Below are 14696 nucleotides of genomic sequence, written 5' to 3'. Positions count from 1 at the left end.
GTTCTTTGTGCCGCAGCGTGATTTGGTGCACCAGGATTTAAGGCTCGGCGATGCGTTGCAGGCGATCGCGGGTTTCTATCAACGCGATCTGCTGCCGTTTGAGATCGATGCGGCGCTCGATTCGGTGGGGCTGCCGACGTCGGCCAAGGACAAGTTTCCGGCGGAACTCAGCGGCGGGCAGTTGCGACGGTTTCGAATCGCCGGCGCGCTGTTGTCCGGAGCCGGCGTGATCGTGCTGGACGAGCCCGACAGCGGACTGGATCACGAAACGGCCGGCGAGGTGATTGCGCTGTTGCACTCGTTGGCAGTCCGTGGGGCGACCATTGTCGCGGTGACCCACCACCGACATGTGCTGGAGTCGTTTGATCGCGTCATCACGATGCGGCCGACGCCGGAGGGAGGTGCCGTTGAAGATCCGGGTGACGGGGCGCCGCCCGCGGCGCAGCAAGCGGGATCGGCGGACGACGACGATGATGTTCCCTCCGCGCTGTACCGCGTTGCAAATCGGGTGGCGATTCTGCTTCGCCGCGAACGCCAAAAACTGACTTCGCCCAAATTGTCGCGTCTCTCACTGGGACCGATTCGCATCCCGCACGTCGTGATCGGCATGCTGTTGGTTCCGATCTTGTTTGCCGTGGCGATTGCGATCAGCGTGCCGACGGATCCCGATCGGGACGTCGCCGATGGGTTGTACGGCGAAATGGCACCGATCAACCGACTGGGGTTTTTGGCGGTGGTGTCGGTGATTTGGATGTCGGCCAGCGGCAGCCATTTGTCGATCACCCGCGATCGAGAGCTTTATGACTACGAACGTTCCTACGGTTTGACTTGGGGGCAAGTGTTGGCGGCCAAGTCGGTCATACTTTCGCTTGCCGGGGCCTTGCAAACTTTGGTGTTTGCGGGATTGTTGTACGTCATCCGTGACCGCTGGCTGGCGCGTTCGTTTTTTGTGGACGAGCGGGTGACGCAGCTGCCCGGGGTCGTCGTCTGTTTGTTGGGCGTGTCGGTCGCCGCAACGATGCTCGGATTGCTGATCTCGGCGGTGGCCGGGCGGGCGCCGTTGGTGGCCGCCGCGATCTTGCCGGTCGTGATGATGTTTCAGATCTTGTTTAGCGCGCCGTTTGCGATTTCGGATCCCGACGGCTACGAGCCGCTGGCCGACTATGATTACTTGACGGTGTTTCCGGTTGAATCGGACGTCGATGAAGAGGAGGAGGACTGGGAAGACGAGTGGGAGGACGATTGGGTGGAAGAACAACGACCGCTGCGGGCCACGTCTCTTTTTTCGTATGCGACGCTGTCCCGTTACGGTGACCAGTGGTTGCGTTCGTTCGCGGTGACCACTGAGCCGCCGGAGCGAGCGCGGTCGGTCCAGTGGGCATCGGCCGCCGCGTTGGCGGTGATCTCCGGGCTGTGTTTTGTGGCGTCGTGGATTGTGCTGTGGATGCAGTCGACGCGGTTGGGGATCCGTCGCGTTCGTGTTGCGGCGACGCTGGTTGCCGCCCTGGTGCTGGCCGTCATCCCGAGCGCGGCGTCCTGCCAGCAGCCCACCCCGCAACCCGACCAGCCGGCGTCGACCACGATTCGATTGCCGTTGGTCGACGGGCGTTATGACGAAACCAAGTTGCGCCGCGCCTTGGGTGGACGAGCCGGTGACGCTCCGCGGTGGAGAGAGCTTGGCAATCAAGATCGCATCGGGTTGGTTGCCTTGGAGCTGGTCGGCAAGATCGAGTTCACGCTCAATGACCGCGAGTTGGTGATCGAGTTGAAGCAGACGCCCAAGTGGGAACTGATGAAACAATTGGCGCCGCCGCGGCTGATCGGGCGGGAGGACGTCGGCGATTCGGACGACGTCGTGGTGTTTGTGCACGGATTGGAGGGCAGCGAGTCGACGTTTGACCGTGCGGCCGATGCGTTGGCCGAGCGTGAGATTGTGTCGATGCGGTTTGAGTACCCCAACGACGGGCCTCCCGATGAGATCGGCAGTCGGCTTGCCGAGCAGCTGGTCGAATTCGGGCGGGACCATCCTGGCGTGCGCGTCCATTTGGTGGCCCATTCGCTCGGCGGTCTGGTGTCGACGTGGGCGGTCACCGAGCCTGATTTTCCGGCGCGAATCGTCCCCAACGTCGTGACGCTGGGGACTCCGTTTCGCGGATCGGCCCTGGCGGCGTTTCATGACGAGCTGGAGCTATTCGACGTGGCGTTTCGGCTGATCACCGGGACTCCGGGGGCGCTCAACACGATCGCCGACGGGCGCGGGGAGGCGGCCGAGGCGTTGGATCCGCAGAGCGAATTCCTGGCGCGCTTGCACCGTCGGGCTCGGCCGGCGGGGATCCGATTCCACTTGGCGGCGGGGACGAAGAGCTTTCTGACTGCGTCGCGGCGTGAGCGTTTGGCGGCAAGCCTGCCCGGTGAACTGGCTCGGCTGGCGGTTTCTCCGCCCTATGCCGCCCGTGTCGAGGCGTTGATGAAGGCGGAGGAGCTGTTTGAGGGGTTGGGTGATGGTGCGGTGACGGTGGAAAGTGCGTTGGGGTTGCCGAATCCGGCGAGCAGGAAGACTTTTTCGCTGACTCACACCGGTTTGGTGTCCTCGGCCGATCCACTAGAGTGGGTGTTGGCGGTCACCGGGTTGGCCGAACCGGAGAAACCGCTGGCAAAGTAGGGGCTTTCTCCATTTACAAAACGGCACTGCCCCTCGTACACTGCCGGGCTTTCCCGCGCCCGCTATCGGTGCGCCCGTTGGGTGCTTCGGAGGGTGCATGATGCTTTTTTCACTCGTAATTTTCCTGTTTCAGCGTGTTTGATTCCCTTTCAGACGGATTGCAATCGGCATTTAAGAGCTTGCGCGGCAAAGGCAAGCTGTCCGAGGGCAATATGCGCGAGGGGTTGGAGATCGTTCAGCGGTCTCTGTTGGAAGCGGATGTCAGTTATCCGGTCGTGCAGGAGTTCATGGGGCACGTGACCGAGCGGGCGCTCGGTAAGAAGGTGCTGCTGAGCCTGCGGCCGGAACAAGAGCTGGTACGAATCGTCCACGACGAGCTGGTTTCGATTTTGGGGCCGGTCGATCCGTCGATCCATCTGAAGAAAGATGGTGCGACGATCATCATGTTGTGCGGCCTGCAGGGGAGCGGAAAGACGACGACCTGCGGCAAGTTGGCGCAGTTGTTGATCGAGCAAAAGATCAAGCCGACGTTGGTGGCCGCTGACTTGCAGCGACCGGCCGCGATCGAGCAGTTGAAGGTGATCGGCGAGCAATTGGGCGTGCCGGTCTACAGCGAGCCGGACAATAAAAATCCCGTCCAAGTCTGCAAGAACGGCGTCGCCAAGGCCGAAGCGGACGGTTCGCGGGTCGTGATTTTGGACACCGCCGGGCGGTTGGCCATCGACGAGGAGTTGATGGCGGAATTGGAGCGGATCGACAAAAAGGTCGGCCCGGATCAGGTTTACCTGGTGGTCGACGGGATGACCGGCCAGGATGCCGTCAACAGTGCCGACGCGTTCAACAAATCGCTCGAGCTGGACGGGGTGGTGATGACCAAGTTGGACGGCGACGCCCGCGGCGGGGCGTTGTTGTCGGTCAAGCACGTCACCGGCGTCCCGATCAAATTCATCGGAACCGGCGAGCATTTTGACGCACTGGAGCCGTTTCGTCCCGAGGGGATGGCCGGCCGAATCCTGCAGATGGGCGACATCGTGGCCGCCGCCGCGGAAGCCCATCGGATCGTCGACGAGAAGGAACGCGAGGAGTTGGAGGCCAAAATGGCTTCTGGCGACTTCACGTTGGACGATTTTAAGAACATGATGGAGAAAGTCAGCAAGCCTGGCTTGATGGGCCGAATGATGGGCTTGATGCCCGGCATGGGTCAGTTCAAGGAAGCTTTGGAAAGCGAAGAGGCGGCCGGGGGCATTCGGCAGACGATCGGCGCGATCAATGCCATGACCGCGGATGAACGCCGGAATCCCAAGATCATCGACGCCTCGCGTCGGACGCGGATTGCCAAGGGTGCCGGCGTGCAAACGCCGGTGATCAGCCAGTTGGTCAAGCAGTTCGACATCATGAAACCGTTGATGCAGGGCATGGCCGGCGGCTCGATGATGGATCGGGCCAAGATGATGCAGCAGCTGCAGGGGGCGATGGCCAGTGGCAATGGCAGCCTGGACGGTATGCGGGTCAAAAAAGGCACCGGCAAGCGATTGTCAAACGCCGAACGTGCCAAGTTGCGAAAGCAACGTGACAAGTTGAAGCGTCAAAAGCGACGAAACAAGAGATAGCAGTTCACCAACACAATTTGTTTTTTCCTGGAGTGAGTTTGAAATGTCAGTTCGAATCCGTCTGAAAAAGATGGGTCGCACCCACCGACCTTTCTTCCGAGTCTGCGCAATGGACCAACGGTCGCCGCGCGACGGTCGGGTGATCGAAGAGTTGGGATATTACGACCCGATGTGCCCCGAAACCGATGCCCGCGTTCAACTCAAGAGCGATCGCGTCGACCACTGGTTGAGCGTTGGCGCTCAGCCGAGTGAAAAGGTCGCCGTGCTGATCAAAAAGTACGGCACCGACGGCACACACCTGGAAGCCCAAAAAGAAGCGCTCGCGCGACTCGGAAAGCGAAAGGAATACACCCCGGCACCCGCCGAAGCTCCCAAGCCGGTGGCCAAAGAAGAACCCGCCGCCGAAGAAGCTCCGGCCGAAGAAGCTGCCGCCGAAGGTGAGTCGGTTGCCGAAGCCGAAGCGACCGCCGAGTGATTTCGGATTGCTGATTCGTCCGCTTCTCATCGGTCACCTGTTCAACGGCAATTTGGATCCCGGGAGAGACACGAGTGCGATTTGACATCGTCACGCTGTTCCCGGCGATCTTCGACGGCTACCTGACGCAAAGTCTGTTGGAAAAAGCGATCGCCAAAGGGCTGGTCGAAATCCACCGACATGACTTGCGTGACTGGGCCGCCGATACGCCGCACCGAAAAGTGGATGATCGGCCCTTCGGGGGAGGCCCGGGCATGCTGTTGCAAGTCGATGTCACGGTGCCTTGTGTGGAAGACATTGAGCGGATGGCGGAAACGCCGTCGCGAAAGATCATGCTGACGCCGCAAGGCGAGCGATTTGACCAACGCATGGCGGAGGACTTGGCACTCAGCGACCGAGTCCTATTGCTGTGCGGGCGTTACGAAGGGTTCGACCAACGAGTGGTCGACATATTGGAACCAGAGGAAGTCAGTGTCGGCGATTTCGTCTTGAACGGAGGCGAGGTCGCGGCGATGACGATCATCGACGGCGTCGTGCGGTTGCTGCCCGGCGTGTTGGGTGATCAAAACAGTCATGTGGATGATTCCTTCAGCCGCGGAAATCGGTTGTTGGAGTTTCCGCAGTACACGCGACCGCGAGACTTTCGGGGGCACCACGTTCCCGAAGTCTTACTCGGCGGAAACCACGAAGCGATCGCCGCGTGGCGGGCCGAGCAAAGTCGAATCAGAACGAAACAACGTCGAGCGGATTTGCTCGATGAAGAAGAGTAGACAGCACCAGACAACCGGATTCGCCAGTTTCCGGGAACTTGAATTTCACGCCCGAAGTCTGGCGACTTCGGCGATCAGTCAGACGAAGAGAGTAGTACGATGAGCCAAGCCATTCTGGACAAGGTCGAGAAGACCGCGATCAAAGAGAACCCGCCGCAGTTCGAAATCGGCGACACCGTTGACGTTCACTTGCGAATTCTGGAAGGCAACAAGGAGCGGATCCAGGTCTTCACCGGTGTCGTGATTGCCATCTCCGGTAGCGGATCCAAAGAGATGTTTACCGTCCGACGGATCGTCGCCGGTGAGGGTGTGGAGCGAAAGTTCCCGCTGCACAGCCCCCGCATCGAAAAGGTCGAAGTCAAGCGGAGCGGTGTCGTGCGTCGCGCGAAACTGTACTTCTTGCGTAACCGCGTCGGTAAAGCCGTGCGTCTGAAAGAACGCCGCCGATCGTAAGACCGATCGTAAGGCCGCTCGTTAACATGGCGCGGGCAGACGCGTTGGTGTGCAGGCTTTAGCCGCCCACGGTCGCTGCGTTGCAGCGACGGGAATCGCCGAAAGGCTAAACACCAACGGTGCACGATGTGGCGACTGCCGTAGGGCATGCTCTGCATGCCAGCTTGCCTGGAAGCCTATCCCGCTCGTGTTTGCCCATGACACGTCCAACGCCCCCGCGGTTCATCCGGCAGCTTCTGGATCGTTATTCCCAGTGGCGCTACGGGCGGGTCGATCCCGATGCCCCGATCGGCCGACAGGGCGAGCAGGTGGCGGCACGGTTGCTGCGCCAAAAGGGATTCGTGGTGGTCGCCGAAAGTGAATCCGACCGCGGCGGCGAAATCGATTTGATTGCCGCCGACAAGAAGTCCCGCACGGTGATCTTCGTCGAAGTCAAGACGCTGCAAACGACCCGTCCGGGCCATCCGGCCGATCGGGTCGATGAAAACAAGCAGGCCCGGATCACCCGGGCGGCGCTGCGATTTCTCAAACGTCGCAAACTGCTCGGCGCATCGTGCCGTTTCGATGTGATCGCCATCTGGTGGCCCAAGGGCGAACCGGTGCCGGCCAAGATCGAGCATTACGAACATGCGTTCGAAGCCGCCGGTGATTTTCAGATGTGGGCCTGAGGCGAGTTCCGCGAAGCGCATGCTCGCGGTGGCAAGATTCTCGATCGCCATGCGAATCCCATCACGAACGCGCTCGTTCGGTTCGTCGATGAATTAGACTTGAAAGGGCGCTGGTCAGATTCTGCCTCCCACCCCGCAGTCGAATGAAGATGCTTGTCAAAATGCTGGTCGTGATTGGCGTTTTGGTCGGCATTGGTACAGTCGGATACAAACCGGCGCGGACGTATTGGGAAGAACGCAATCGGGTGAAGTGGGAAACCGCCGCGATCGTCCGCGGCGATGTGACCCGCTATGTCAACTCCACCGGTTCGGTCCGGCCGGTCCAATCGGTCTTGGTCGGTTCGGTCGTCTCGGGGCCGATCGAGGAGTTGAACGTTGATTTCAACGACGAGGTGAAGAAGGGCGACGTGCTGGCGACGATCGATCCGCGACTCTTCAAAGCCGATGTCGCCAGGGACGAAGCCACCTTGGCGACGCGAAAGGCGGAACTGGAACGGATCGAAGCGGAACTGATCCAGGCCAACAACAGCTACGAGCGCGGTCAGAAGTTATACACCAAGAAAGTCGGCTTCCTCTCCGATAGCGAAATGGACGCGTTGGTGTTCGAAGTGAAGTCGTTGGAAGCGCAGTTGAAGGTCGCGCACGCGATGATTCAGCAGGCCGAGGCATCGTTGGAAAACTCGCAGGCGAACTTGAATTACTGTGAAATCACGGCTCCGGTCGACGGCGTGATCATTGACCGCAAGATCGATCCCGGCCAAACGCTTGCCGCTTCGTTTCAGACGCCGGAACTGTTCATTGTCGCCCCTGATCTACGTGACAAGGTTCACGTGTTCGCCTCCGTCGACGAAGCGGACATCGGACTGGTCCAAAAGGCTCAAGCTGAATCGCGACCGGTGACCTTCACCGTCGACGCTCATCCCGATGAGTTGTTCAGCGGTGAAATCGAACAGATCCGCGTCAGCAGCGTCGCCAACCAGAACGTGGTCACCTATCCCGTCGTCATCGTGACCAGCAATCCCGACTTGAAACTCTTGCCGGGAATGACAGCGAGCATCTCGTTCGAAGTCGATTCGATCAGCGACGTGCCGAAATTGCCCAACGCCGCACTGCGTTTCTTTCCCGAAGATGTCCAATGGGTGTGCGAGTCCGATCGGCATCTGATCGATGGGTCGTTGTGGAACACGAAACGAGATCGCGATGACGAAGAGCGGCAACTGCCGGCCGCGGAGAAAGCGGAGAAGCGAAGGGTGCGGAACAAACGCCACGTCTGGGTCGTCGATGGAAAGTGGTTGCGTGCCGTGGAGATCGAAACCGGTTTGAGCGAAAGCGGTTTCACCGAGCTGAAGTCGGCGGCGCTTTCGGTCGGTGATCTGTTGGTGACCGGCAAGGAAGTGAAAAAGTAATTCGCCCATGTCTTTCTTCGATACCATTCGGATCGCGCTGAGGGCCTTGTTGAAAAACAAGATGCGCGCGGTGTTGACGATCATCGGTGTGGTGATCGGGATCGCCGCGGTGACGACCATCGTGTCGATCGGTCAGGGGGCGAATCGTCTGGTGCAAGGTGAACTGGAGAACCTTGGGACCAACGTGATTTTTGTGCTTCCGGGGCAGACCACCGACGGTGGCGTTCGTCAGAACGATGCGCCTTCGTTGACCGCCGCCGATGCCGAAGCGATCAGCATGGAATGTCCGGCGGTCTTGGCCGCTTCACCGCTGGTGTTCACCGGCGGGCAGGTCATTTACGGCAATGAGAATTGGAGCCCCAAGGAGATGTTGGGTGTCGGCACGGACTTCTTGCAGGTCCGCAATTGGAGTCTTCAGGCGGGGTCGTTTTTTAGCGAAGCCGACATCGAGTCCAAGGCCAAGGTGTGCGTGATCGGTCAGACGTTGATTCCAAAATTGTTTCGCACCACCAATCCGCTCGGCGAGACGCTCCGCATCAACAATGTGCCCATTCGCGTGATCGGAATCCTGTCCAAGAAAGGGGCCAACATGGTTGGTGATGACCAGGACAATCTGTTGCTGATGCCGCAGACGACGGTGCGGAAGCGGTTGCTCGGGTCACCGATGGATAACATTCACGCGATCATGGTTTCGGCTCGAAGCACCAACCAGATGAGCACGGCGACGCGGCAGATTCGCAATCTGTTGCTCGAGCGACATGACATCGCGCCGGGGGAGGAGGACGATTTCGACATCACGGACATGGAAGAGGTTGCCGGAACGTTGGGGATGATCACCGGGACGCTGACGCTGATGTTGTCGGCGATCGCTGGGATTTCGTTGGTCGTCGGGGGCGTCGGGATCATGAACATCATGTTGGTCTCGGTGACCGAACGGACGCGAGAGATCGGCATCCGGATGGCGCTCGGGGCGCGGGGCCGCGACATCTTGTGGCAGTTTCTGATCGAGTCGGTGGTCTTGTCCAGCATCGGCGGCGTGATCGGATTGGCGCTCGGAACGGGCATGTCGATGGCGGCCACGATGTTGATCAACGCCTACAAACCGGGGACGGAATGGCCGATGGTGGTTTCGTTTCCCGCCGCGCTGGTCGCGATGGGGTTTGCCGCGGCCGTCGGCGTGTTTTTCGGTTTTTATCCCGCTCGGCGGGCCAGCAAGTTGGACCCGATCGACGCGCTCAGGTACGAGTAACCCATCGTGGCATTGATCGAGCTTCGAGATGTCAGACGCGTCTACGACTTGGGCGAAGTCCAAGTGCATGCGCTCCGCACGGTCAGTTTGGAGATTGATCGGGGCGAATACATCGCATTGGTCGGTCCCTCGGGCAGCGGCAAATCGACGTTGATGAACACGCTGGGTTGTTTGGACCGGCCGACGCACGGCAGCTACTTGCTCGACGGCAAGGAGATCGTTTCGATGAATCGCGACCAGCGGGCCCGGATTCGAAACAAGCAGCTCGGTTTTGTGTTCCAAAACTTTAATCTGCTCAATCGGACGTCGGCGTTGGAGAACGTCGAATTGCCGCTGATGTACGGCCCGCGTCTGTCCGCCCGCCAGCGGCATGATCGGGCGCGTGAGGTCTTGGATCAGGTCGGGTTGGGGGATCGCTACCATCATCATCCCAGCCAGCTCTCCGGCGGTCAGCAGCAGCGCGTGGCGATCGCCCGGGCGCTGGTCAATCGCCCGTCGATCTTGATGGGGGATGAGCCGACCGGCAATCTGGATTCTCAGACCAGCCGCGAGGTGATCGCATTGTTCCAAGAGCTGAATGAAACTCAAAAGATCACGGTGATTCTGGTCACGCACGACCCCAACATCGCGCGGAATTCCAAGCGGACGATCGTGCTCCGCGACGGGGAGGTTGTCGAGGACACGACCGATTTTTCCAAAGCCAAAGCGGCCCTCGATGCCGAGGCGGAATGATATTGTTTGGACGAGCGGTTAAACTGGCTTGCTGTACGCGATCCCGTTGTCTCTCAATCCATGCATTCGATGATACGTTCCCTTACCACCTCACTCGTCTTTCTTGCCCTCCTGTTTGTTTCCACGGCCAGCGCCGAAACCAAGCCCAATGTGATCTTCATCCTGCTCGACGACATGGGGTGGGGAGACTTTGGCGTATTGCATCAAAATGATTCGACGCATTCAAAACGTCACCATACGCCGATGTTGGATCGGATGGCTGCCGAAGGGATGCAGTTGCGTGACCATTATTGTCCGGCGCCGGTTTGTGCCCCGAGTCGTTCGTCGCTGTTGACGGGGGTGCATCAAGGCCACGCGGTGGTGCGTGACAATCAGTTTGACAAGGCGCTGGAGGACAATCACACGCTTGCGACGGTGATGAAGGCGGCAGGATACAAGACCTGGTTGGTCGGCAAGTATGGTCTGCAGGGTGCAACCAACGGCCAGGACGACGATTGGACTCCGGCCGACTGGCCCGCTTACCCGACCAAGCGTGGCTTCGATGAGTTCTACGGCTATGTCCGCCACCGCGACGGTCACGTTCATTATCCGGCGGAAAACTGGAACCTGGGCGACAACGAATTGCATCGCACGCCCAAACAGATTTGGCACAACGATCGGGAGGTCAGCAAGGGTTTGGCCAAGTGCTACACGACGGACCTGTTCGCCGCCCGCAGCAAAGACTGGATCGCCAAGCATGTGCAAAGTGGTTCCACCGAGCCGTTCTTTTTGTATCTCGCCTACGACACGCCACACGCGGCGCTTCAATTGCCATCGGTTGCATTCCCCGAAGGCTACGGTCTCGACGGTGGATTGCAGTGGCTCGGCAAGCCGGGGGCGATGATCAACACCGCAGTCGGAACGGTGGACGGGTATCGGCATCCCGACTACACCGGCAAGGGTTGGTCAGATGTCGAAGAACGTTTTGCGACGATGGTCCGCCGCATCGATCATAGCATCGGCGACTTGTTGCAGACGTTGCGTGATCTATCGATCGACAAGAACACGCTGGTCGTCGTCAGTTGCGACAACGGTCCGCACCACGAGTCGTATTTGCGCGATGCGCAAGACAATCGCGTCAACTACACGCCACAATCCTTTCAGTCTTATGGTCCCTTTGACGGAACCAAACGGGATGTTTGGGAGGGTGGGATTCGTGTCGGCACGTTGGCGTGGTGGCCCGGACAGGTGGCACCCGGATCGATCGATCGGTCACCCTCTCAGTTCCACGATTGGATGCCGACGTTCGCGCGTGCCGGTGGGATCGCACCGCCGGCAAGAACGGACGGGGTTTCGTTGTTGCCGACACTGACAGGCGAAGGGACGCAGCGGCAGGGGCAGGTTTACATCGAGTATTTCAACGGCGGCAGGACACCTACGTACGGCGATTTTGATGCGTCGAAACGGAACCAGCGACGCCGGCAAATGCAGGTGGTGTTTGTCGATGGCTACAAGGGCGTGCGGGTCGACATCCAGGATCACAGCCAGCCGTTCGCGATTTATGATCTCAAAAACGATCCCAAAGAGCTTCATGACCTTGCCGGCACGGGCGAGAAGTTCGCCGAGTTGCAACAGAAGATGCACGACCGCGTGCTGCAACTGCGCCGGGCCAATCCGTCGGCACCGCGGCCTTATGACGATGTGGCGATTCCGGCGGTGAACGTGAGCCAACAGGAAGGTTGGGCGTATGACGTTTACCCCGGGCCGTTTCCTTACGTGCCCGATGTCGAGGAGCTGCAGCCGACCGAGACGGGGCGATCGGATGAATTGTCCGTCGACGGTGCCAAGGGAGCGGTTCGCTTTCGTGGCGTTTTTGTCGCCCCCGAAACCGGGGTGTACGAAGTCACGTTGTCGGCCGGTTCACGAACCTTTGCGCGGATTCATGACGCGGAGTTGATCGATGCCGATTTCGGTTTCGATCCCGGCCGAACGTATTCCACCACGATACGACTCGAAAAAGGCATGCATCCGGTGACGGTCACGACGCTGGCGGATGGCGAGGTGACTGTCGGTTTGCAGTGGAAACGGAAGTGATCCGGTTGACCCGACAGCCCCGGAAAAGGGGGCTGGTACGAATGTCGCGGGCGTGAGCGACTAAGGATTCGGCAACCGTTGGTGTTTAGCCTTTAGGCGATTCCGGGTCGCTGCAACGCAGCGACAGTGGGCGGCTAAAGCCTGCCCACCAGCGCACGTTGGTGTTTAGCCTTTAGGCGATTTCCGGTCGCTGCTACGCAGCGACAGTGGACGGCTAAAGCCTGCACACCAACACGTATGTCCGTGCCATTGCGTGCTTAGCGGCGGAAGATGCGTAGGGTCAGCAGCAGTTGATCCGAATCGAGATCGACGTTCAGGTTGCCGGCGGGGGCACCGCCAGTGATCGTGGTCAGGTTCGTGTTGGCGTTGCCGAGATCGACGCGGCGATAGCCGAAATCCAGTTCAACGTTGGACAGCAGCTTGCACGTCAGTCCGACGCCGAATTGGTAGGCGAGGTCGTCGTCTTCTTTGACGCTGGAGACGACACCGTCGTTTGCGGCGAATTCAAAGTGCGACCAACCCAGACCGCCACCGGCGTAAACTTCGAAGTTGTCGCTGATCGGTTTGTCGATCCAAATGTTGCTCAGTCCGCTCCAGCGCTCGGTGAACGCACCACGGTAAAAGAACGTGTACGGTCCCGGAGGTCCGGGGAAGCTGTTGAGCGTGAATTGCGAATCGTCGTAGAACGTGTATTGGGACTCCAGGCGGATCTGGTAGCCACAGCGGTCGTATTCCCGTCCGTAGGCGAATCCGTACCCTTCGTTGGTTTCATGTTCGATTCCCGACGCGTCGAAGTTTCCGTTGGTATTGCGTCCGGAGCCTTCCATGGTCAGGAAATCGCCTGCGAAGGACCCCGAGAGATAGCAATTCGTGAAATCGAAACGCTGGGCGGAGGCTGACGAGAGTCCGACGACGGACATCACGAGTGTGAGAAACAGTTTTTGTCCGAGACGCATGTCCGAATCCTTTCGATGGGGGATTTCGATGGGGGAAGCAGTCACCAATCTTTCCGCAGGAAAAAGCATCCCAGCTTCCCCGCATTAAGGGATTTCGGGCGTTGCCCCCCTCTGGGTTGGCGAAATTAATTCTGCTCCGTCTAACGTGGACCACCGCGTCGTTTTGACCAATCGATACGGTTTACCGCCCAGGCCAAAGAATCGCCGACAGGCCGGTCATTTTCGGGAGGATGACCGTCCGCGGGTTCGCCTGCAGACGGTTTGGGTTACACTAGCTCGACTCGAATCGGACAATGGGAAAGGGGGGGCCGACCCCGTGCAAGCCGGTCGCGCACGGCTGAGATTCAAGCAACGCTAACGTGACACGATCGTCGACGAAAAGTTACATGTCTGGACAACTTCAATCAGCAGCACAGGATCACACGGCACTGAATCCCCCACCGCAGAAGCACGGCTCACAAGGCGATCTTTCGGGTGATGATGTCAACGCGATTGATCGGTTGCAGCAGGCGTATGCCGATTTGCGCCGCGAGCTGTCGCGCGTCATCGTCGGTCAAGCCGAAGCGATCGAGCAATTGGCGATCTGTTTTTTCGCCCGCCGCAATGCGTTGCTGGTCGGGGTGCCGGGGTTGGCCAAAACGCTGTTGGTCGGCAAATTCGCCGAGACGTTGTCGCTGAGTTTCAGTCGGATTCAGTTCACGCCGGACTTGATGCCGATGGACATCACCGGGACCGACATCCTGCAAGACACGGCCGAGGGACGGCGTGAATTCCAGTTCGTCCGTGGTCCCGTGTTTGCAAACGTGGTGCTGGCCGACGAAATCAACCGGGCCCCGCCGAAAACTCAGGCGGCGTTGTTGGAAGCGATGCAGGAAGGCAACGTGACCGTGCTGGGCAAAGAGTTTGCCTTGCCATCGCCCTTCATGGTCTTGGCGACCCAGAATCCGGTCGAGCAGGAGGGGACGTATCCGTTGCCCGAAGCGCAGCTGGATCGTTTCATGTCATTGATCGAACTGGGCTATCCCAGCGAAGCGGAAGAAATCCAGATCGCACGGATGACCACCGGGGAGCGTCAGCCGGTCTTGGATTCGCTGCTGTCGGTCGAACAAATCCTAAGCCACCAAGAAGTCGTTCGCCGCGTTCCGGTGCCCGATCATTTGTACGAATTCGCCGCCAAGCTGGTGCGTCAGACGCGGCCCGACGGCGGCACGGCACCGGATTGGCTGATCCCGCTGGTCGCCTGGGGCGCCGGACCACGCGCGGTGCAGAGTTTGATTCTGGGTGCGAAAAGCCGAGCGGCGCTCTACGGCAGCTACATGGTTCGCCAAGAAGACATCCTGGCCGTCGCATCGCCCGTGCTTTCCCACCGGTTGGTTTTGACCTTCGCCGCACAAGCCGAACGCATCACCGCCCGTGAGATCATTGCGAAGTTGATTTGAGATTTAAGTTTTGAGTTTCAGGTTTCAAGTTTCAGGTTTCAGGTTTCAGGTTTCAGGTTTCAGGTTTCAGGTTTCAAGTTTCAAGTTTCAAGTTTCAGGTTTCAGGTTTCAGGTTTCAAGTTTCAAGTTTCAAGTTTCAAGTTTCAAGTTTCAAGTTTCAAGTTTCAAGTTTCAAGTTTCAACATTTGAGTTTTGTTGACGGG

12 protein-coding genes are annotated in these 14696 nt (G+C 59.3%); 11 read left to right on the top strand and 1 reads right to left on the bottom strand.

Annotation, left to right across the window (positions count from 1 at the left end):
* The 10 genes from ABX749_RS04935 to ABX749_RS04890 form a co-directional block, all read left to right on the top strand.
* A partial coding sequence (locus ABX749_RS04935) for an alpha/beta fold hydrolase (protein WP_372895011.1) occupies positions 1-2662 on the top strand: 2662 nt, incomplete at its 5' end.
* Positions 2663-2796: 134 nt separating this feature from the next.
* Entirely contained in the window at positions 2797-4272 is a 1476-nt protein-coding gene (gene ffh / locus ABX749_RS04930) for a signal recognition particle protein (RefSeq protein WP_372895010.1), read from the top strand.
* Positions 4273-4381: 109 nt separating this feature from the next.
* Entirely contained in the window at positions 4382-4747 is a 366-nt protein-coding gene (gene rpsP, locus ABX749_RS04925) for a 30S ribosomal protein S16 (RefSeq protein WP_372895009.1), read from the top strand.
* Between the two features lie 74 nt (positions 4748-4821).
* On the top strand, positions 4822-5517 hold the full coding sequence (trmD, locus tag ABX749_RS04920; protein ID WP_145219954.1) for a tRNA (guanosine(37)-N1)-methyltransferase TrmD: 696 nt from the start codon (positions 4822-4824) through the stop codon (positions 5515-5517).
* A 99-nt stretch (positions 5518-5616) separates the two neighbouring features.
* On the top strand, positions 5617-5970 hold the full coding sequence (gene rplS / locus ABX749_RS04915) for a 50S ribosomal protein L19 (RefSeq protein ID WP_145219952.1): 354 nt from the start codon (positions 5617-5619) through the stop codon (positions 5968-5970).
* A gap of 197 nt (positions 5971-6167) precedes the next feature.
* Positions 6168-6638: a YraN family protein gene (locus tag ABX749_RS04910; protein ID WP_145219950.1), complete on the top strand. Its 471-nt coding sequence runs from the start codon at positions 6168-6170 to the stop codon at positions 6636-6638.
* Between the two features lie 149 nt (positions 6639-6787).
* Positions 6788-8044 carry an efflux RND transporter periplasmic adaptor subunit gene (locus ABX749_RS04905; RefSeq protein ID WP_372895008.1) on the top strand — a complete coding sequence of 419 codons (1257 nt, stop codon included), beginning with the start codon at positions 6788-6790 and terminating at the stop codon, positions 8042-8044.
* A gap of 7 nt (positions 8045-8051) precedes the next feature.
* Positions 8052-9293, top strand: a complete 1242-nt coding sequence (locus tag ABX749_RS04900) for an ABC transporter permease (protein ID WP_145219946.1) — start codon at positions 8052-8054, stop codon at positions 9291-9293.
* A 6-nt stretch (positions 9294-9299) separates the two neighbouring features.
* Complete coding sequence (locus tag ABX749_RS04895; RefSeq protein WP_372895007.1) at positions 9300-10025, top strand: ABC transporter ATP-binding protein; 726 nt, start codon at positions 9300-9302, stop codon at positions 10023-10025.
* A gap of 69 nt (positions 10026-10094) precedes the next feature.
* Complete coding sequence (locus ABX749_RS04890; RefSeq protein WP_372895006.1) at positions 10095-12098, top strand: arylsulfatase; 2004 nt, start codon at positions 10095-10097, stop codon at positions 12096-12098.
* A 257-nt stretch (positions 12099-12355) separates the two neighbouring features.
* On the opposite strand, the gene ABX749_RS04885 is transcribed toward ABX749_RS04890, so the two are convergent.
* Positions 12356-13099, bottom strand: coding sequence for an outer membrane protein (locus ABX749_RS04885; RefSeq protein WP_372895005.1), 744 nt, complete (start codon positions 13097-13099; stop codon positions 12356-12358).
* Positions 13100-13440: 341 nt separating this feature from the next.
* On the opposite strand from ABX749_RS04885, the gene ABX749_RS04880 reads away from it, so the two are divergent.
* Positions 13441-14493: a MoxR family ATPase gene (locus ABX749_RS04880; protein WP_145219938.1), complete on the top strand. Its 1053-nt coding sequence runs from the start codon at positions 13441-13443 to the stop codon at positions 14491-14493.
* Positions 14494-14696: the final 203 nt, after the last annotated feature.

This window comes from Stieleria sp., from assembly GCF_041595215.1.
Classification (GTDB): domain Bacteria; phylum Planctomycetota; class Planctomycetia; order Pirellulales; family Pirellulaceae; genus Stieleria; species Stieleria magnilauensis.
This window is presented reverse-complemented; position numbering and strand designations above follow the sequence as displayed.